The 19,813-nt window shown below is 38.1% G+C and carries 17 protein-coding genes; 10 read left to right on the top strand and 7 right to left on the bottom strand.

All coding sequences use genetic code 11. The annotated features are described in order from the left end of the window. Positions 1 to 99: 99 nt before the first annotated feature. The 3 genes from CP366_RS09015 to trpX are packed head-to-tail and all read right to left on the bottom strand — an operon-like array spanning position 100 to position 2,743. Complete coding sequence (locus CP366_RS09015; protein ID WP_089147971.1) at positions 100 to 861, bottom strand: ABC transporter ATP-binding protein; 762 nt, start codon at positions 859 to 861, stop codon at positions 100 to 102. Continuing rightward, positions 858 to 1,754 (bottom strand): ABC transporter permease, encoded by an 897-nt coding sequence (locus tag CP366_RS09010; RefSeq protein ID WP_060463855.1) that lies wholly within the window; start codon positions 1,752 to 1,754, stop codon positions 858 to 860. Before CP366_RS09010 ends, CP366_RS09015 begins: the two co-directional genes overlap by 4 nt. Beyond that, positions 1,751 to 2,743, bottom strand: coding sequence for a tryptophan ABC transporter substrate-binding protein (trpX, locus tag CP366_RS09005; RefSeq protein ID WP_089147970.1), 993 nt, complete (start codon positions 2,741 to 2,743; stop codon positions 1,751 to 1,753). The genes CP366_RS09010 and trpX overlap by 4 nt, the downstream gene beginning before the upstream one ends. A gap of 337 nt (positions 2,744 to 3,080) precedes the next feature. Here trpX and CP366_RS09000 point away from each other — a divergent pair, with 337 nt between their 5' ends. Beyond that, complete coding sequence (locus CP366_RS09000) at positions 3,081 to 3,788, top strand: YjjG family noncanonical pyrimidine nucleotidase (protein WP_057726946.1); 708 nt, start codon at positions 3,081 to 3,083, stop codon at positions 3,786 to 3,788. On the opposite strand, the gene CP366_RS08995 is transcribed toward CP366_RS09000, so the two are convergent. Continuing rightward, on the bottom strand, positions 3,785 to 4,654 hold the full coding sequence (locus CP366_RS08995) for a CorA family divalent cation transporter (protein WP_089147969.1): 870 nt from the start codon (positions 4,652 to 4,654) through the stop codon (positions 3,785 to 3,787). The two genes, CP366_RS09000 and CP366_RS08995, sit on opposite strands and share 4 nt — an antisense overlap. A gap of 115 nt (positions 4,655 to 4,769) precedes the next feature. Here CP366_RS08995 and CP366_RS08990 point away from each other — a divergent pair, with 115 nt between their 5' ends. The 3 genes from CP366_RS08990 to CP366_RS08980 all read left to right on the top strand — a co-directional run bounded on the left by CP366_RS08990 (position 4,770) and on the right by CP366_RS08980 (position 8,622). Further along, positions 4,770 to 5,627, top strand: a complete 858-nt coding sequence (locus tag CP366_RS08990) for an aldo/keto reductase (protein WP_089145849.1) — start codon at positions 4,770 to 4,772, stop codon at positions 5,625 to 5,627. A gap of 82 nt (positions 5,628 to 5,709) precedes the next feature. Beyond that, positions 5,710 to 7,635, top strand: coding sequence for a translation factor GTPase family protein (locus tag CP366_RS08985; RefSeq protein WP_089147968.1), 1,926 nt, complete (start codon positions 5,710 to 5,712; stop codon positions 7,633 to 7,635). A 168-nt stretch (positions 7,636 to 7,803) separates the two neighbouring features. Next, positions 7,804 to 8,622 (top strand): Cof-type HAD-IIB family hydrolase, encoded by an 819-nt coding sequence (locus CP366_RS08980; protein ID WP_089147967.1) that lies wholly within the window; start codon positions 7,804 to 7,806, stop codon positions 8,620 to 8,622. Positions 8,623 to 8,690: 68 nt separating this feature from the next. Here CP366_RS08980 and CP366_RS08975 read toward each other — a convergent pair whose 3' ends face one another. Then, positions 8,691 to 9,704, bottom strand: coding sequence for a D-2-hydroxyacid dehydrogenase (locus tag CP366_RS08975; protein ID WP_005720611.1), 1,014 nt, complete (start codon positions 9,702 to 9,704; stop codon positions 8,691 to 8,693). A 356-nt stretch (positions 9,705 to 10,060) separates the two neighbouring features. Here CP366_RS08975 and CP366_RS08970 point away from each other — a divergent pair, with 356 nt between their 5' ends. The 5 genes from CP366_RS08970 (at position 10,061) to CP366_RS08950 (ending at position 16,546) form a co-directional block, all read left to right on the top strand. Beyond that, on the top strand, positions 10,061 to 10,312 hold the full coding sequence (locus CP366_RS08970) for a YSIRK-type signal peptide-containing protein (protein ID WP_005720610.1): 252 nt from the start codon (positions 10,061 to 10,063) through the stop codon (positions 10,310 to 10,312). After that, positions 10,272 to 10,754, top strand: coding sequence for an LPXTG cell wall anchor domain-containing protein (locus CP366_RS08965; RefSeq protein ID WP_089147966.1), 483 nt, complete (start codon positions 10,272 to 10,274; stop codon positions 10,752 to 10,754). Before CP366_RS08970 ends, CP366_RS08965 begins: the two co-directional genes overlap by 41 nt. A 554-nt stretch (positions 10,755 to 11,308) precedes the next feature. Further along, on the top strand, positions 11,309 to 12,136 hold the full coding sequence (locus CP366_RS08960) for an exodeoxyribonuclease III (RefSeq protein WP_065991141.1): 828 nt from the start codon (positions 11,309 to 11,311) through the stop codon (positions 12,134 to 12,136). Positions 12,137 to 12,209: 73 nt separating this feature from the next. After that, positions 12,210 to 13,652, top strand: coding sequence for an amino acid permease (locus CP366_RS08955; RefSeq protein WP_089147965.1), 1,443 nt, complete (start codon positions 12,210 to 12,212; stop codon positions 13,650 to 13,652). 65 nt (positions 13,653 to 13,717) lie between these two features. Next, the gene (locus CP366_RS08950; protein ID WP_089147964.1) at positions 13,718 to 16,546 is read left to right on the top strand and encodes a DUF3427 domain-containing protein; all 2,829 of its coding nucleotides are present in this window, start codon (positions 13,718 to 13,720) and stop codon (positions 16,544 to 16,546) included. A 35-nt stretch (positions 16,547 to 16,581) separates the two neighbouring features. On the opposite strand, the gene CP366_RS08945 is transcribed toward CP366_RS08950, so the two are convergent. Next, positions 16,582 to 17,634, bottom strand: coding sequence for a serine hydrolase (locus CP366_RS08945; protein WP_005721937.1), 1,053 nt, complete (start codon positions 17,632 to 17,634; stop codon positions 16,582 to 16,584). 204 nt (positions 17,635 to 17,838) lie between these two features. Further along, positions 17,839 to 19,056 carry a DUF2075 domain-containing protein gene (locus CP366_RS08940; protein WP_035442795.1) on the bottom strand — a complete coding sequence of 406 codons (1,218 nt, stop codon included), beginning with the start codon at positions 19,054 to 19,056 and terminating at the stop codon, positions 17,839 to 17,841. 61 nt (positions 19,057 to 19,117) lie between these two features. On the opposite strand from CP366_RS08940, the gene CP366_RS08935 reads away from it, so the two are divergent. After that, positions 19,118 to 19,531, top strand: coding sequence for a peptide deformylase (locus tag CP366_RS08935; RefSeq protein WP_005723569.1), 414 nt, complete (start codon positions 19,118 to 19,120; stop codon positions 19,529 to 19,531). Positions 19,532 to 19,813: the final 282 nt, after the last annotated feature.

Below are 19,813 nucleotides of genomic sequence, written 5' to 3'. Positions count from 1 at the left end.
GAAAATGTATTCAAATAAAATAAAGTGGATATATTTAACCAATATTTTCTAACATTATAGCTGTCGTTCACTCTTAACTTATAATCCTAAAATAACGTTCTAATCTGTGAAGTATTGCAGAATATCCTCCTCAGTTAGGCGTTTTTTGTCGTCGCCTTTGACATCAAAAACGATTCTACCATTGTTTAAAATGATAGTGCGGTTTCCGTATTTGATTGCGTCTTTTAATTGGTGAGTGATCATGATGCAAGTCAAATGCTCTTCTTGCACAACTTTATCAGTTAGTTCAAGCAATTCGCGGCTAGTATTTGGATCTAACGCCGCAGTATGCTCATCTAGTAAGAGCAAATCAGGGCGCTTAATTGTTGCCATTAAAAAACTTAATGTTTGTCGTTGACCACCAGAAAGATTACCCACAAAAGTATTTAAGCGTTCATTTAATCCGTTAGGAAGTTGGGCTGCCCGGCGTTTAAATTCTTGCATATGTTTATCTAGGCCTCTTAAACGCAGACCGCGGTGTTCACCTCGTTTGGTTGCAAGTAATAAGTTTTCCGCAACAGTCATTCGCGGAGCTGTACCCATTTTAGGATCTTGGAATACTTGGGCAATATATTTAGCGCGTTTTACTTCAGAAAGATTGGTTAAATCTTGGTCTTTGAGCATTATTTTTCCGCTAGTAGGAAAAATAGAGCCATTGATAATATTTAGTAGCGTTGATTTACCAGCACCGTTGGTTCCTAAAAGAGTAACAAAATCTCCATCTTCAAGTTTTAGATTAATATTTTTGAGGATTTGCTTTTCCTCATTGGTACCAGCATTAACGGTAGTAGTAATATTTTGTAAATCAAGAATAGTACTCATGGTTTTTCAACGCCTTTCTTTAATAATTTACGAGTGCGAAATTTTTGTTCAAATAAAGGTAGCATCATGCAAATAGCAAGAATAATAGCGGAAATCAATTTAAAATCGTTGGTACTAAAGCCAAGTTGGAGGACTAGGAGTAAGATAAGGCGATAAATAATACTACCGATAACAACTGCTACCAAGCGGGCGGTTAAACTTAAATTGCCATAAACGACTTCACCAATAATGATGGCAGCTAGTCCGATAACCATAGTACCGATCCCCATATTGACGTCGGCGTAGCCACCATTTTGGGCTAAAAGGCCGCCAGCTAAGCCAATCAAGCCATTAGAGAGCATTAGACCTAAGATTTTCATATTATCGGTATTAATGCCAAGTGATTGAGCCATTTTTTCGTTGTCACCAGTGGCAATAAAGGCTTGACCAAGATCAGTATCAAGAAAAACTGCTAGCAAAACAATGACGATAATGGCAATGATCAAACCAACAACAATAGTAGGAAAATTGATCGGTAATTTTTGTAAAAGCTGACCGTTTAGTAAAGTATTTTTGTTAAGTAAACCTACATTAGCCTTGCCTAGAATTCTAAGATTAACTGAGTAGACACCGGTCATCGTTAAAATACCAGCTAAAAGAACAGGGATTTTTCCTTTAGTATATAGTAAGCCGGTTACTAAGCCAGTGACCATGCCAGCGAAGAAGGAAAGAATGGTAGCTGCTAAAGGATTGACGCCATGAACTAAAGCACTAACACAAATTGCGGCACCGAAGGGGAAGGTTCCTTCAACAGTCATGTCTGGGAAATTTAAAATTCTAAAAGTTAGGTAGAGGCCTAAGGCTAGAACGCCCCAGAGCAAACCCTGGCCAATAGAAGAAGTAATTAAGCTCATTTGATAATCCGTCCTTTCTTTTGTGCCGCTTGAACTACACTATTCGGAATAGTGATGTTTAATTCACGAGCTATTTTTTCATTGATTACTGTTTCATAATGGGTTACGCGCTTGACGGGAAGAGTAGCAGGTTTTTTACCATGTAAAATTTGTCCTGCCATTTTTCCAGTTAAGATTCCCATGTCGAATTGACTGACACACCTGGTAGCGAGGCCACCGCTTTTAACCATAGTATCGGCAGCAGGAAAAACTGGGATCTTGGCACTGTTAGTAGCCTTTAATAAGGTGGCAATTCCACTAGCTACAGTATTGTCGGTTGGGACATAAACTGCTTGAACCTTGCCTACCATGGTTTGGGCAACTTGTTCGATATCATTGGTTGAAGTGATAGTGTAAGGGATAACTTTAAGTCCTTTTGCTTCAGCTAGTCGTCTGAATTCACGGTACTCTGATGCTGATGAATCATCACTTGAGGTGTAAATGACACCGATGTTTTTGGCTTTAGGTAAAATTTTTTGCATTAAGGCCAGCTGGCTGGCGATTGGCTGGCGGTCCTGGACACCTGTAATTTTACCGCCAGGATGTGTTAGACTTTTTACTAAATGAGTTCCAAGAGGATCGCTGACCGCGCCCATAACTACAGGGATGTTGCCAGAAGTATTAGCTAGAGATTGGACAGCAGGAGTGGCAATTCCAATAGTTACAGTTGCGTTTTCCTGGCTAAAGCGATCGCTCATTGATTTCAGATTACTTTGATCACCTTGGGCATTTTGAAAATCAATTTTAAGATTTTTTCCTTCGATATATCCTTCATCTTTAAGTCCTTGAATAATGCCTCGATGGATCTGATCTAGAGCGGGATGGCTCATTGTTTGCAAGATACCGACAGTTGGCGTTTTCTTTTCCGCATTTTTCTTATTTACTTCACTGACAAATGCAACTGCCAGAAAAGCAAAAAGAGCAATAATTGTTCCGATTAACCTTTTCATTCTTTTTCTCCTTCAAACAAAAAAGGCACTTCCTTTTTTCGGGAAATGCCTAACACAAAACCCGCACGTTATTTTCCGTGCGGGCAATATTTCTTGAAGATTTTACCAGCACAGATACGATCTTAATGAGTCGCATCTGTACTTCACGAACAGAAACAACTCTAGTGCTGGAATTGCCAACGATTGATTGCTGTAAATTTAATCATGATAAAATCTTCCTTTCGTTCAAATTTGTTAGCTAAATTTTAAGTAATTATGAGAAAGATGTCAAATGATTTTTTTATTAACCATGCTATAATAATTATTCTAACAATCATCATAGAAAGAAGGGACCAGATTGCGTTACAAACAAATTATTTTTGATGTAGATGACACAATTATCGATTTTGCGGCAACTGAAGATTTTGCTTTACATAGCTTGTTTAACGCTCATCACTGGCCTTTATCTGCGGAACTGCAGCGGCAGTATCATTCTTATAATCAAGGACTTTGGCGCCGACTTGAACAAGGTGAACTAACTTATGAAGAGTTAAGTGAAATGACTTTTCATGATTTTATTCTGGATCATTTTGGTATTGAGATTGATGGCAAGAAGGCAATGGATGAATATCGTTCATACTTTGGCGAAGCACACCAATTATTGCCTGGGGTTGAAGATACCTTGATTTTTGCTAAAAAGCAGGGCTATAAGCTGACCGTTTTGAGCAATGGTGAAAAATTCATGCAAAATCATCGGTTGGAGCTTGCTGGTGTGAAAAAATATTTTGACCTAATTGTTACGTCAGAAGAAGCCCACTATTCTAAGCCTAACCCACATGCTTTTGATTATTTCTTCAGTCGTACGGAAATTGGTCCGAGTGAGACTGTCTTTTTTGGGGATGGATTGCAATCGGATATTTTAGGTGCAGAAAAATATGGCTTTGATAGTATTTGGTACAATCATCGCCATCGGAAAAACACTTTGAATTTGCATCCAATTTTTGAGGTAGAAACCTATCCAGAACTTGTTAAATTAATGCAGAATGATTTTGAGAAGAAGTACTAATCATTATACTTTTTGCTCTTCAAGAAGATGCCCCAACCAATAGTTAATAAGCTGGCAAAAATTATTAAAATCCAAAAGCCGTTTTCATTTTCTTTACCTGGTAAGCCGCCGACATTCATGCCCCAAATGCCGCTGATTAAAGCAGGAATAGAAATTATTAGGGCAGCTGAATCTAGATATTTCATTAAATGGTTCAAGTGACTGTCCATCATGGCGGTAAAGAGGCCGCTAATGGAATCGAGCAAGTCAGTATAAACATGAATCATTTTGGTAATTCGTTTTTGCTTGGTCATGATACTTTTGACGCGGGCTTGATTTGCTAGCTTGTTTTCTACTAAATAATTGCCAAATTCTTCTAGACTAGGTGTTTGATCATCTAAGGTATGCTTTAAGTAAACTAGCTGGCGAGTTAAATCTGTTACTTTTTTTAATTCTTTGGTCTTAGTTGTCTTTCTAGCAGCTTGATCTAAACGATCAATTTCTTGTTTGATGGTTACTAATTCTGACTGAATGTGTTTAATTTGAATACACAAGCTTTGGAAAATAGTTTCAATAATATTTTCTTGTGGCTTTAATTCTGAGCAGCTTGCTGTTGTACCAATAAAAAGATGATTTTCGTCAAAGATAGTGAAAACTGGAATTAATTTTTGTTCAATAGGTAAGTCAGCGCTTAATAGATCAAAGCTGACTAGTAGGTGACCATTTTTTAGTTTATTAGAATCAATAGGGATAAAACGAGCAACCTCAATCGAGGAATTAGGGTAAGTGAAAATTGTAGGATCTAGATCCCATTTTTTGATTAAATGATCGATATCGTTTTGCGTCAATTGATCTTTTAAAATTATATTCTGACTATTAGTAAGCATATTTGTTCACCTCTGTTTCTTTTTTAGTTTAAGATTAACATGTAATGTTTTTTAGACTGAATTAAGTTGACTTAAAAATATATTTTTTTAACAAAAAATATAGAAAGGTGAGAATATGGAATTACATTCACTTACTGATACTTATACCCTAAATAATGGTGTAGAGATCCCTGTAATTGGCTTTGGTACTTGGCAAACACCAAGTGGAGAAGTTGCAAGAGAATCTGTTGAAGCCGCACTTGAGGCGGGATACCGTCACATTGATACTGCAGCAGCTTACGGCAATGAAGAAAGTGTTGGCGAAGCAATTAAACGTAGCGGCGTTAACCGCCATGAATTATTTGTAACTACTAAATTGTGGAATTCCGATCATGGTTATGACAAGACTAAAAAGGCAATTGATACTAGTCTAGAAAAATTAGATTTAGACTATCTTGATCTTTACTTAATCCATTGGCCTAATCCTGTAGCTATGCGTGACAACTGGGCAGAGCTTAACGCTGAAAGTTGGCAGGCGATGGAAGAAGCAGTGAAGGCTGGCAAGATTCGCGCAATTGGTGTATCCAACTTTAGAAAGCATCATCTGGATGAATTAATGAAGACTGCTGAGATTAAGCCGGTAGTTAACCAAAGTTACTTGAATCCGAGTGATTTGCAACCGGAAGTAACGGCCGCAAGCAAGGAATATGATTTGCTTAATGAGGCTTACAGTCCTTTAGGCACTGGTGGCTTGTTAGGTAATGAAGTGGTTGGTGAAGTAGCCGAAAACTATGGTAAATCTTCAGCTCAAGTATTGATTCGTTGGTCACTTCAACATGGCTTTTTACCATTGCCGAAGTCAGTTCATCCTAAGTATATTGCGGCTAATGGTGATGTCTTTGACTTTGAGATTAGTCCAGAAGACATGAAGAAGTTAGATGGTTTGCGAGGTGCAAGTAAGCTGGCTAATGATCCGGATGAGGTTAACTTTTAATTTAATTTGGAATAAAGAAAATTGAATTATCACAAGAAGTATCTTATTTTTGAAGTAAGATACTTTTTTATTAGGTGAGACAATGAAGAAAATTACAACAGGAATTGTTGCCCACGTTGATGCGGGTAAGACAACTTTATCTGAAGCTTTGCTTTATACGGCAGGCAATCTGCGCAATTTAGGCAGAGTCGACAATGGTGATGCATTTTTAGATACAGATCAATTGGAGAAAAAACGTGGCATTACCATTTTTTCTCATGAAGCTAAATTAACAACTAATAATTCAGAAATTACTTTACTAGATACTCCGGGGCACGTTGATTTTAGTGCGCAAACTGAAGAAACGTTGAGTGTGCTTGATTATGCTATCTTGGTTATTTCAATTACAGATGGTGTAGCTAGTTATACTCGCACTCTGTGGCATTTGCTCAAGCGATATCAGGTACCAGTTTTTATTTTTGTGAATAAGGTTGATGCGATAGGCGCTGATCGAGGGATGGCGTTGGTTGATATTCAAAAGAACTTAAGTGAGAGTTGCGTTGATTTTTCGAAGATTGATGATGAATTTTATGAAAATGTGGCTGCCACAGATGATGCCTTGCTTGAGAAGTATTTGGATAGTGGTGCCATGTCTGATCAGGACGTGCAAAATGCAATTGTGCAGAGAAAAGTTTTTCCAATTTATTTTGGTTCTGCGTTGAAATTAACGGGAATTACGGAATTTTTAGCTGGTTTTAGTAAATGGACTAAGGAAAAGGAATTCTATGATAAGTTTGCGGCACGGTGCTTTAAGATTTCGCATGATACTAAAGGTGAACGCTTAACTTGGTTGCGAATTTTGGGTGGCAGCTTAAAAGCCAAGACTGAATTAGCTGGTGAGAAAATTAATCAGCTGCGTAGTTATAATGGTGAAAAATTTGTAACTATTACTGAAGCAGCTGCTGGAGAGATCGTTGCTGCAACAGGATTGGCAAAGACGTATCCAGGACAAGGATTCGGCGTGGGGGATGCACCAACTGCACTGCTTAAGCCAGTTTTGACCTATAAAGTTAATCCCCAGGATAATGATCTTCACGCTTGCTTAAAAGCTCTGCAAACCTTGGAAGATGAAGATCCACAGCTGCATGTGACTTGGTCCGAACATTTGCAAGAAATCCACGTGCAAGTGATGGGAAAGATTCAATTAGAAATTTTAGAACAGTTAATGCAAGAACGTTTTGGTTTGAATATTGTTTTTGAACAGGGAAGTATTCTTTATCAAGAAACAATCACTAAACCAATTGAAGCAGTAGGCCACTTTGAACCGCTACGTCACTACGCGGAAGTTCATCTTTTACTGGAGCCACTGCCACGTAATAGCGGTATTGTTTTTGAAAATAAATGCAGTTTAGAAGTTTTGACTAAAAATTGGCAACATCAAATCATGACGGCATTGAAGTCTAAAGAACATCTTGGTGTTTTGACAGCTTCGCCGATTACAGATATGAAGATTACCTTGATCGGTGGTAAAGGCTCAATTGTACATTCGGTTGGTGGCGATTTCCGTGAAGCAACTTATCGTGCAGTGCGGCAGGGCTTGATGGAAGAAAAATTGCGCCAGCAAACTATTTTGTTCGAACCGTGGTATGATTTTCGCTTAGAAATAGGAAAAGATCAGGTAGGGCGTGCTTTAAATGATATTCAGCGCATGAATGGAAAATTTAGTACGCCTGAAAATATTGGTGAACGAACAGTCATATCCGGTTCTGCACCGGTAGCTGAAATGCAAGATTATGCGACAGAAGTGCGCAATTATACGCATGGTGAAGGTAATCTTGAATGCGTAGTCAGTGGTTATTTGCCTTGTCACAATGCGGCAGAAATTATTGAGGAAAAGAATTATGATCCCGTTTCTGATCTGGAGAATACGCCTAACTCTGTCTTTTGTTCACATGGTGCAGGTCACACCGTCACTTGGGATAAGGTGCCAGAGACTGCACAATATCCTTATATTTATCCATTAGATTAGCGTGATACCATGAATTGTTTATCTTGTTACATGTGAAACATTAAAAATGCAACTTGAAATAAACGAAATATTTGACTAGTTATGAAAGAAATTTCATTTTATTAGCAAAATACTGCTAGAAAATCGCTTGCATAGTAAGATAAAGGTACGATAGAAAGGTGATAAAACATGACACAAATACCTTTTAAAGCTGTAGCGGTTGATCTAGATGGCACTTTTTTGACCGAAAAAAAGACTTTTGATCATGCGCTATTTGCAAAAGTTTTACGAAAATTGCAAGCTAATCAAATACCGTTTATCTGTGCAACAGGGAACCAACTAATTCGTTCGCATGAATATTTTGACGAATTTACTAATGAAGTAGATTACGTGTCTGAAAATGGGGCAATTCTAGAAGCCGATGGCAAAGTATTCAAACGGATCGCAATTGATTATAAAATTGCACAAAAATTGCTCCATTTTATTCAAACAGAATACCCTGAAGCAATCATTATGGTTAGCGCACAGCATCATTGCTATATTTTGAAGAGTATGGATCAAGCGGATAAAGACGACATTAGAATTTATTATCGTGATGTTCAGGAAATCGATCAGTTTACTGACATTGATCCAGCTGATGCGATCTTGAAGGTTTGTCTGACAGCTGATGATGAACTGGCGCAGGTGATTCAGGATCGGTTTAATGAAAAATATGGTGACTGTATTCGCGGCACTAGCAGTGGTAATATGACAATCGACTTGGTGCATAAAGGCATTAATAAGGCCAAGGGCGTAGACGATATGCTTAAGCATTATGGCATTGCGCAAAAAGATTTGATTGCCTTTGGCGATGGCGAAAATGATATTGATATGCTTAAGGCATGTGGCTATAGCTATGCGATGAAAAACGCCAATGCGAAGGCTAAGGCGGTAGCAAAATATGAAGCGCCAACGAATGATGAAAATGGTGTTTTGAAGGTTTTGGCTAAGTATTTAGATATTGATTAATTTAATACGCAAAAAAGACTTGAGAAGTAATTTTCCCAAGTCTTTTAGTTTGTCTTAATTTAGGTTAATTAAAACTTGTTCTTGTCCAAAGCAACTGGAGAATCTGGCTTTTCACCATTGATCATCTTCAAGTTGTTGTCAAATGCCTTAACAACCATGTTACGTACAGCGTGGGTGGTGTAGAAGGCGGTGTGTGGAGTTACCAAAACGTTTGGACGATCAATTAAGTCAGCTAAACGCTTGTCTGGGAATTCTTTACCTTCCCAATCTTCGTTAAATACACCAACTTCGTCTTCGTAAGTATCCATAACAAAGCCAAAGATCTTACCTGAGTCCAAACCGCGGATAACAGCGTCAGTGTCAACAAGTGGACCACGTGAGCAGTTTACAATTACAACGCCATCTTTCATCTTGGCAATTGATTCGTCGTTGATCATGTGAACGTTAGCTGGAACGTCTGGTACGTGAAGTGAAATTACATCAGCTTGCTTGTACAAGTCGTCAAGTGAGTCAACGTAGTAACCCTTCTTTTCAAGTTCTGGGTTCTTGAAGATATCGTAAGCAATAACCTTTGCGCCGAAACCTTCCATAATTCTCATAAATACTTGACCAATGTGACCAGTACCTACAACACCAACAACTTGGTCACGAACTTCACGACCAATAGTAGGTGCCCAACGTAAGTCGCGCTTAGCCATCTTTTCGTCCATACGCTTGTCTTGACGTAATACACGAGCAGCTTGGATTGCAGCATGTTCAGCAATAGCGTCAGGAGAGTATACAGGAACGTTAGTAATTTCAAAGCCAAGTTCCTTAGCCTTGTCCATGTCGATGTTGTCGACACCAACGTTACGTAATGACATCTTAGTTACGCCAGCGTCTGCCAATGCTTGAAGAGTTTCTGGGGTGTAGTCTAATTGTTGGTAAACAACAACACCGTCAGCACCCTTAGCTAACTTAGCAGTTTCAGGAGTCAAAAGCTTATCAGTGTAATCTACATCGATATCCTTGTGAGCATCCTTCCATTCGTTTAAGAATGGTTCTTCGTCTTTACGAATAGCGTAAGCAAAAATCTTTGTCATAAATTTAACCTCCGTAAAATTTATTAGTATGACCAGTCCTCATTATACGCTTTTACTTGCTCAACAAAACACAAAAGAACCATTTTTTTGTATAGATTTTAAGAAAAATAAAAGTCAAGTTTTACTCTGAGCAAAAAAGTTGCAATTTTTTCAAAAAAGTTTATAGCCTAAAAATTGCAACTATTATTAACTGTTACCTAATCTCAATCCCATAGATATGAAAATTATTTTTGTATATAGCAATATTAGTTAAAGGTAGTATATGGATTTGTATAAGAGACGCATTTTCGTTATATAACCCAGGTTATATAATGGACTTTAAGTAGAGAAACAAACATAGCGGAGGAAAATTGAATATGCATTTTAAAGGAGAAAGCCAACAGCATTTCAGCCTAAGAAAGCTGACAATTGGTGTTGCTTCTGTAATAATCGGGACCACCTTTATGTTTTTTGGTGGTCATGCTGTTCATGCAGATGATTTAAGTAGAGATGCTGAGCAAACCAGCTCAGTTGTTCAAAAACAGAGTAGTGAGAAAATAGATGTAGATGCAGTCAAAGAAGCTGATAATGTTTCAAATCAAAGACAAGACTTACCCAGACGGTACTAAGAGTACCGCAACTGTTCCTGTAACTGTCATTGCACCAAATGTACCAGACGTTATCTACGTACCAAAGGGTGACAAGGTTCCAGACCCAAGTACTGTAGTTACTAACTCTAACGATATCAAGGACAAGATTCCTGACACGACTTACACTTGGAAAACTACTCCAGATACCCCAGTTACTCCACCAGTGGATCCAGGCGATAATCGAGCAACCCCAGTTACCCCGCCTGTAAAGCCAGAGCAGAAGCCAACAACACCAACTCCTCATGCTACTAAGACACCAGCAAAGGATAATGGTGGCAAGAAGACAGTAGCTAGTGAGCAAAAATCTACTTTGCCACAAACGGGGAAGAAGGATAACGTTGCTTTGACTGCTATCGGTGTAGCTATTGCAGCTGCTGGAAGCTTATTAGGATTAGCAGATAGCAAGAAGCATAGATCTTAATTTGTAATATCTAATTTCTGTTTACTAAGAAGCAAGTTGACTCAAATAGGAGCTAGCTTGCTTTTTTGTCTAAAAGTTTAAGGATTTCTAAAGACAAAAAGCAAATAGTGACGCATTGTCATAAAGCTGATATTATATACTCATAACAAAAATACAACGCATCAAATAGAGATGAATTGTACGAAGGTAACAAATCTTCTAATTCCTTATTAATACATCCTATTGGGCCTTTATTAATTCATACATTGGGTATTGCTTTTTGCTGGTTGTCCCCTATACAACCGCGAAAGTTAAGATTGATAATAAGTCCATCCCCTTTTTGCGAAGGTAAAGAGTCAAGACCCCCTGCAACATCTCTTGCGTTGAATCTTTTGTTAATCTTGATAATTTATTTTCGCAACATTAGTGATGAGTAGGCTAATGTAAAAAAATCTCGTTATTCTCATTCAACACAACTCCCTTAAAAGGGCTGGTTTAGAAAAGTCATCTAAATCAGTCCTTTTTCTTTTTTTCGTTATAATTAAACTTGAGAACTAAAACAAAGGGGAAGAAAAATGATCTTAATTTCATGGAATATCGATTCATTAAATGCAGCTCTGACTGGTACTTCAGCTAGGGCGGAAGAAACGCGGCAAGTTTTAACTAAAATTCATGATGCCAATCCAGATATTATTGCGATTCAAGAAACTAAGCTGCGTGCAACTGGGCCAACTAAAAAACATAAAGAAGTGTTGGCTGAAAAGTTCCCTGAGTATGACTATGTTTGGCGCTCTTCAGAAGAACCAGCTAGAAAAGGCTATGCTGGTACAATGTATCTTTATAAGAAAGGATTAACTCCTGCAGTGTCTGAGCCGATTATTGGCGCCCCTGAGCCGATGGATCATGAGGGACGGATAATCACACTGGAATTTGATAAATACTTTGTCACCCAGGTTTATACGCCAAATTCAGGCAGTGGTTTAAAGCGACTAGCTGAACGTCAAGTTTGGGACCAAAAGTATATTGAATATCTGCAAAAATTAGATGAAAAAAAGCCAGTTTTGGCAAGTGGCGATTATAATTGTGCTCACACAGAAATTGACTTAAAACATCCCGAAAATAATCATCACTCAGCTGGCTTTACTGATGAAGAAAGAGTCGACTTTACCAATTTGCTCAATGCTGGCTTTACCGATACCTTTAGAAAAGTTCATGGTGAGATTATTGGCGTATATTCTTGGTGGGCTCAACGTGTCAGAACCGCTAAGGCTAACAACTCTGGCTGGAGAATTGATTATTGGCTAGTAAGCAATCGCATTGCTGATAAGGTGGTCCGCTCAGAGATGATCGATACGGGCAAACGAGCAGACCACTGCCCAATTTTGCTTGAAATAAATCTTTAAATTGAAGCAAGCCCTAGTATAATTTCTTTTTGAAATGTTTTTATTTTGAAAAAGAAGTAGGGGTTGAAATTCTTTGAATAACGAGAAAAAAGAAGATTGGGCTTTGGAGCAGGATCTGAAGTACAATCGTCTGACAGCATTTAAGCTATTCGCGATGACTAGTTCAATGGTTATTTCCGTTGATGAACTCGCACCATTTGGTAAAACTGGAGCAACGGCACTGTTTTACTTGTTAATTGCTGGAATCGCTTGGTTTATCCCGATTACGCAAATGGCTGGAGAAATGGCCTCAATTGATGGCTGGGAAAAAGGCGGAATCTTCACTTGGGTGAAAGGATCTCTTGGAGACAAAACAGGCTGGACAGCAATGTTTTATCAATGGATTCATATTACTGTTGGTATGGATACGATGATGTATGTGATCATTGGGGCATTGTCTATCACATTTGGGACACCTTGGTTCAACACCACGCCAATCGTACGCTTCATTTTAATGATGGTTATTCTGTGGGGAGCAACAGCGATTCAGGTAATTGGTGTTAGAAAGATTGGTCGAATCGCTGAATGGCTGTTTATTCTGGGGATTGCGACACCAGTAATTTTATTGATTATTTCATTCTTCGTATATGTGATTCAGGGGCATCCCTTGCATATGACGATTAACTGGAATACTGTAATTCCACATAAATTGAATGGTAATACATTAGTTGCCTTTGTCCCATTTATGTTGGCCTTTTGTGGTGGGGAAGCTTCTGCACCGCACGTTAAAAACTTGGACCACATCAAGTCATACTCAAAAGTTATGCTTGGCTTAGCCGTTACTGCAATCTGCTTCGACTTGCTAGGTAGTATGGCAATTGGAATGACTGTGCCTAAGGATCAAATAGAGAACAGTACGGGCTTTGTTTATACCTATGGCAAGCTGTTAACGTCAATCGGGCTACCTGGTGATCTGTTGCAAAAAATTGTGGGTATAATGTTAGCTTGCGGTATTATTGGTGAGCTAGGCAACTGGATTGCTGGTCCTAATCAGGGAATGTATGAAGCGGCTAAAGAGGGCTATATGCCTAAGTTTTTTGCTAAAACCACTAAGCACGGCGTGCCATTAAGAATTATGGTTTTACAATCAAGTATCGTTACCATTTCTGCATTATTGATTACTTTTACCAGTGGTGCCGATGCCGATTTTGCGTTTAACGTTTCATTGGCCGCAACGACGGCGCAATATCTCATGGTTTATATGATTATGTTGATTGCTTACATGGTTTTGAAAAGAAAGCATGAAGATTATCACCGTATGTATTACATGAGCAAGAACCCTAATTTGAGTATTGCAATTGCGGTGCTTGCATTAATCATCACGGTTATAGCTTTCTTTGTAACTTTTGTTCCAGCACAAGGCACGCCAAGCAATTTGCGTCACGTTTATGTTTGGACCTTAATCGGCATGTGTACCATTGTGTCGATTTTGCCACTTATTTTGTATCGCTGGCATGAAAAATGGCAATCACAATAGAATTAAGAAGCATTCGTTTTTCAAGACGGATGCTTTTTTAGTAGAATTTGAGAGAGGTGAATAAAATGGCGGATGCGATGAGGGATGCAATATTAAATGGTTTTGTTGATCAAAATTATTTAGGAAGTGAAGAATTAGGTCCTAAAATATTAGCTAATAATCAGCAAGAGAGAATCTGGCAGACTTTGCGCCAGGAATTGTATAGTTGCAAGTCCTTTACTTGGGCGGTTGCGTTTATTACGCAAGACATGCTAGTTCCGTTTAAGGTGATAATGGCAGATTTAGCGAAAAATGGAATTAGTGGCACGATTATTACTGGTGATTACTTGGGTTTTAACAATCCGCGTGTTTTTACGGAATTACAAAAGATTCCTAATTTAGAAGTTCGTATTGCTAATAAGGCAGGTTTCCATACTAAAGGATATTTATTTAATCATGAAAACTATCAAACTGTGATTATTGGCAGTGCTAATTTTACACGTTCAGCTCTGCTGGCTAACTATGAGTGGGCTTTGAAAGTAAGTTCAAAAAAGCAAGCAGATTTAACAGCTCAATTAGTGGATAAAATTGCAGATTTGAAACAGGATAGTTTTGTTTTAAATTCAGCCTGGCTAACAGATTATCGTAAAAATTGGGTAAAGCCTGAGCGAGTTGCTACTGATCGGCATCAGACAAAAATTTTACCAAATAAAATGCAAAAAGCGGCTTTAAAACAGATAGAGGCACTAGTTGCAAGTGGTGAAAAACGAGGGCTAGTAGTGTCAGCCACGGGAACGGGGAAAACTTATTTAGGTGCTTTTGCCGTTAAGAAATATCAGCCGCGGCGTTTTTTATACATTGTGCATCGTGAGCAAATTGCTAAAAAGTCATTAGAAAGTTTTTATCGTGTAATCGGTGGACCAAGATCGGATTATGGCTTATTAACGGGAAATAGGCACAATTTACAGGCCAAGTATTTATTTGCGACGGTACAAACGATAAGTCAACCTGAGATGCTGGCTAATTTTAATAGCGACGAATTTGATTATGTCTTGATTGATGAAGCACACAGGGCAGCTGCACCTTCGTATCAGCGCCTTTTACATTATTTTAAGCCCAATTTTTGGTTAGGAATGACGGCTACGCCTGAACGAATGGATGAGCAAAATGTTTATCAGATTTTTGACTACAATTTGGCATATGAAATTCGTTTGCGGGATGCACTGGAAGAAAAGATGCTGGCGCCATTTCATTATGTGGGTGTCCAGGATTATGAAGCAGACGGAGTAGCGATTGATGAAACAACAGATTTACGCTACCTAGCTTCTACATCTCGAGTAGACTATGTTTTAAAGGAATTAGACTATTACGGCTATTGTGGAACAAAGGCTAAAGGCTTGGTTTTCTGCAGTCGACAGGATGAAGCACGTGAATTAGCTCGGCTTTTTAGTCAAAAAGGACATCCCGCTGTAGCATTGACCAATGAGGATAATGAAAAAAGACGTAATGAAGTGGTTGCGTCTTTAGTTAAAGGTGAGATTGAGTATATTGTAGCGGTTGACTTGTTTAACGAAGGAATCGACATCCCTGCCTTGAATCAAATTGTAATGTTACGCAACACACAGTCGAGCATAGTGTTTATACAGCAGTTAGGCCGGGGGCTTCGTAAATATCCTGGCAAAGATTTTACCGTTGTGCTAGATTTTATCGGCAATTATAAAAACAATTACATGATTCCGTTGGCACTGAATCAGGATACTTCTCGAAGCAAAGATCAAGCTAAACGAGAAACGCGTCTGCCAAGCTTTATTGATGTTTCAACGATTAACTTTAGTAAAATTGCCAGTGAAAAAATTTTGGCTTCGCTTGATAGTGTCAAGCTTGATGGGATGCGTGAATTGCGGCAGAGTTACCATGATCTCAAGAACAAACTAGGGCGTGTACCGCTACTATTTGATTTTTATCAATATGGCTCAGTTGCACCGATTGTTTTTGCACAAAATCATGGCTTGGCAAGCTATGCTGACTTTTTGGGTAAAATGGGCGAAGACGTTAATTTATCAAAATATGAAAATGAAGTGCTGTCTTTTGTGACTAAGGAATTACTTAATGGTAAAAGAATTCACGAGTTACTTTTGTTAGAGATGCTACTTGAACAAGATATTGTTAAGCAAGAAGATTATCTAGCTCAATTGAAACGACACCATGCTTATGTAAATGATGAATTGTTAGCTTCTGTTGATGCGATTTTATCGCTAGATTTTTTTGATATTAAGCAGGGAAAGACTACCAAAAAAGCACAATATGGTAAATTGCCGTTAGTTGAACGTAGCAATTTATTTGACTATCAATTGAATGGTTCTCTACGCTCTGCCCTAGATCAACATGATTTTAAGAATTTATTTGTTGATGCTATTAAAACTGGTTTGGCCTTAAATCAGGAATATGATAATCAGCGTCAATTTACTTTATATCAGCAATATGATCGTAAGGACGCTTGTCGACTCTTGAACTGGCCTAAGGATGTTTCGGCCCCGATGTATGGCTATCGTGTTGGTGAGCAGGACACACCAATCTTCATCACTTATCATAAAGATGATCATGAAAAGCGGAATGCTCTGTATCGTAATACATTGGCTGATGGGCGCAGTTTGCGCTGGTATACTCGGGTGCCACGGCATTTAGATTCTGATGAGGTACAGCGTTTGCTTAATACGCGAGGGATGAATTTGCATATATTTGTTAAAAGAAGCGATGCAGATGGTAAGCAGTTCTTTTATTTAGGCAAGGCAAAGATTCAAGCTGATTCTGTTCGCGAAGAATTGCTCGGTGTTAAGAAAAAGCCAGCTGTAGGGATGAACTTAATGTTGAAACATCCACTGAGTGAGTCAATGCATGAGTTATTATTTGAATAGACCAAAAAAAGCCTTTCCGCTTAGGAAAAGCTTTTTTAATTGCCGCTAATATTAATTAGATCTTGGTCATCTTGGTTATTATCCTTATCAAACATTCTAGGCTTGATGTGATCTAGAATCTTAGTCCCGATATTTTTCTGAGCAGTTTCATCACCGCTAACCTGGTTTAAAAACATAATTATTCCATATCGATTATCTGTAGTCATTTTGATCCAATTACCAAAATGAGTGTTGCTTAAGCTACCATAAGCAGATTTAGTATGGTCATCATCTAAATGAAGCCCTCCAGAATAATTAGTGGTTGCACTTTTAAGATGAGTTAAGTAATAGAAATCGGATTTGCTTAAGATACTACCATTGGTTAAGCCAAGCTGGATCTTGTAATAATCCATTGGGGTAGTGAACATATTGCCTGCGCCTGGAAGCTGGGAGGCAAGAGTCTTTTTAACGTATTCAGCGTCTTGGTAATTTTTACCATTATTCCAGACGTAAGAGATAGGATCGGTTTTCCAACTAGGAATATCCTGATAAAGGAATGTATTAGCAAGCCCTAATTTGTTAATGATGCGATTATTGAAATTGTTTTCGTAGGATTGTCCGCTGATTTTAATAATAATTCCGGCTAATAAAAGATAGTTGGTATTATTGTAGAAGTAGGTTCCTGGTGTCCCTTGAGTGCCGTTATTAGTATTATCAATAGCCCAATTGATGGCGTCATTCTCACTTAAAACTTTTCCGCGATCCAATTCAGTATTGGTTGCTTGAATGCCAGAAGTATGGGTCATTAACTGTCCAATAGTAATATTATCGGCGTTTTTAAGATTAGGGTACCAACGTGAAATTTTGGTGTTTTGCGTAAATTTTTGACTAGTGTGCCAGTTTTCATTCATCAGCTGAATTATCATTGCTGCTGTAACAACTTTTTGCAAAGAAGCAGTTGGATAAACTACGTTGTCGTTCCCATTACCAACTTTTTTACCGTACCAAGCGTAGCCATAGCTGATTTGTTGCGGCTGACCGTTTTTGATAATGACGATACTACCGCGAGTATTGTTTTGAGCCAAAGTATTGCGGACAAAATTTCGCATTTCGGTTTTAGAGTATGAACTGGCTTGAACTTGTGGTGGTTCAGTGATCGCAAATGCAGGAACTGTCGTTAGCAGCGCAGCGGTAGCTAGTCCAATAATTGATTTTTTCAAAATTTAAAAGGCCTTCCTTAAAAAGTGGTTTGTTTACATTTTAGCGCGTTCTTTGCATCGGACAAACTATTATTTTGATGAAAAGACGTATTTTTAGCTAGCTTGTTGAAAAAGTGCGGCTAATTTTGCTCTGAGTGCGGGATCATGAGCGTATAAATAGGTACCGCGGATTCCTCGCTTGAATAGAACGTTGAGTGAATTCATGACCATCTTATCTTCATATTCTATTTTTTCTTTTGAGTTGGTTAGATCATTACGCTTTTTGAACATCTCAACATCTGTAATTTTGTCTAAATTAACTTTAAGTTGATTGGTGCCGGGAATCAGGCTGATTGGTGGACCGATAATGATGCCAGCATAATTTAGGTCAAAACCTTGGCAAGTATAGATAGAACCAACTTCATTGATTGTTGTAGGAATTTCTGCCCAAGGAGTTGATGTGTAGTTGTATTGATCCCATGGCAGCATGAATTTCCCTTCTTTAATGTAATGTTTGCCACCATCAAGAGTAGATGGATAGCCGGAAGTTGAAAGAATTCTTGCCAGGCCGTCTGTTTGATTTCTCTTGACGATTTCTTGCCGCATTTTTTCTGCATCAGTAAAAATACGAAAGTCGTAGTTGTGCCACATTTCTTTTTTTAAGGGCATTAATTTATTATGTGTAAAAAAGTTAAACCATTCTATTAGACTATCTGGTGCCATCATTCTAAATTGATGATGTAGTTGATAGTCTTCGTGGGGATAATGATGAGTAATTGCTTCAAGTCGCTTACGTGTCCAGAAGCTTTTCATTCGTAAAACTTGGTTTTCATCAAATACCAAAATGACAACTTTTGACCGCTTAATAACCTCCTCTAATTGGTTATCGTGATAAAAGTTGTTGTAGTGATCAGGCTGAGATAAGAGCAAGTGTGCTTCATCAATGACGACAACATCAGCACTGGTTTGTTTTTTGTCCATCTGATTAATAAATGAAGTTGGCCGCATATAATTTTTCTTATATAGTTCTTTAATTGGCCCAGCAATCTGCTTATAGACTTTTAGCAGTTCAGGGTGATTTACTAAAAAGTAGTTTTGAGTTTTATACAGTTGGCTGCCTGTTTGGTGGTTTAATTTTTGCAACTGATCAAAAAGGGCAGAAAGCACTACACTTTTACCAGTACCTGCTTCACCATAAATAGTGAAAACAGCAGGATGATTTTTATTGCTGCAATGTGTAATCGAAAAATGTAAAATTTTTTGTACGAGAAGTGATTGCTCTTGGTTGAGCTGATGGTAAGGAGAGAGTTTAAAACTTGCTTGATTATTCAATATTTATTCACCTCGTTTTCAATTATAATGAATAGAAATAATAATGATAAAGGAAGAAAAAATGACTGCACAAAAAATAATTCACGATCAGCTATTTTTAAGACAAAAATCTGATTTAGCTGGCAAAAATGATTTACAAGTTGCGATAAACTTGCGTGATACGCTACTAGCTAATCGTGGGAAAGCTGCGGGGCTGGCTGCAAATATGATTGGTCAGACTAAACAAATTATTGCGTTTTATGCTGGCCCGCTTCCATTTGTAATGCTGAATCCGCGTATTATTCAAAAAAAGCAGATGTATCTTGCTAGTGAGGGATGTCTGTCACTAGAAGGCGAGCGTAATGTTCAGCGCTATGAAGAAATTACTGTTACTTATCAGAATATGGAGTTAGAAACAGTAACGCAAACTTTTGGTGACTTTATAGCTGAAACGATTCAGCATGAAATTGATCATTGCAATGGAATTTTGATTTGAATAGTAGAATATTTACGTGATTTTGCAAAAAAAGTAAAAAAATTTAAATTAATTTTGCATGGTTTCAGGAATGAAAATCCACAATTTTCGAATAATTAGATTTGAGAGAATAAAATACTTTTTAATTTAATGCAAAGATAAAGGAAAATATATTACAACACTACCTAGTGTATCGTGAAGAACCCGAACGAAGAACAAGACTTGCCAAAGCGGAGAAAATAAGGTAAATTAATAAAGTCGCTTCGAGAGATGCGACGAGAGCTTAAAAACAGACATGTAAGG

The sequence above is a fragment of the Lactobacillus sp. UMNPBX15 genome (genome assembly GCF_002553785.1).
Lineage (GTDB): Bacteria > Bacillota > Bacilli > Lactobacillales > Lactobacillaceae > Lactobacillus > Lactobacillus crispatus.
This window is presented reverse-complemented; position numbering and strand designations above follow the sequence as displayed.

Bases quoted from the DNA above. Each gene is read 5' to 3' on its own strand.
- CP366_RS09010 (WP_060463855.1), bottom strand. From the start codon at position 1,754: ATGAGCTTAATTACTTCTTCTATTGGCCAGGGTTTGCTCTGGGGCGTT.
- CP366_RS08965 (WP_089147966.1), top strand. From the start codon at position 10,272: ATGTTTCAAATCAAAGACAAGACTTACCCAGACGGTACTAAGAGTACC.
- CP366_RS08995 (WP_089147969.1), bottom strand. From the start codon at position 4,654: ATGCTTACTAATAGTCAGAATATAATTTTAAAAGATCAATTGACGCAA.
- trpX (WP_089147970.1), bottom strand. From the start codon at position 2,743: ATGAAAAGGTTAATCGGAACAATTATTGCTCTTTTTGCTTTTCTGGCA.
- CP366_RS08980 (WP_089147967.1), top strand. From the start codon at position 7,804: ATGACACAAATACCTTTTAAAGCTGTAGCGGTTGATCTAGATGGCACT.
- CP366_RS08935 (WP_005723569.1), top strand. From the start codon at position 19,118: ATGACTGCACAAAAAATAATTCACGATCAGCTATTTTTAAGACAAAAA.
- CP366_RS09015 (WP_089147971.1), bottom strand. From the start codon at position 861: ATGAGTACTATTCTTGATTTACAAAATATTACTACTACCGTTAATGCT.
- CP366_RS08945 (WP_005721937.1), bottom strand. From the start codon at position 17,634: ATGCGAAATTTTGTCCGCAATACTTTGGCTCAAAACAATACTCGCGGT.
- CP366_RS08990 (WP_089145849.1), top strand. From the start codon at position 4,770: ATGGAATTACATTCACTTACTGATACTTATACCCTAAATAATGGTGTA.
- CP366_RS08950 (WP_089147964.1), top strand. From the start codon at position 13,718: ATGGCGGATGCGATGAGGGATGCAATATTAAATGGTTTTGTTGATCAA.
- CP366_RS08975 (WP_005720611.1), bottom strand. From the start codon at position 9,704: ATGACAAAGATTTTTGCTTACGCTATTCGTAAAGACGAAGAACCATTC.
- CP366_RS08960 (WP_065991141.1), top strand. From the start codon at position 11,309: ATGATCTTAATTTCATGGAATATCGATTCATTAAATGCAGCTCTGACT.
- CP366_RS08970 (WP_005720610.1), top strand. From the start codon at position 10,061: ATGCATTTTAAAGGAGAAAGCCAACAGCATTTCAGCCTAAGAAAGCTG.
- CP366_RS08985 (WP_089147968.1), top strand. From the start codon at position 5,710: ATGAAGAAAATTACAACAGGAATTGTTGCCCACGTTGATGCGGGTAAG.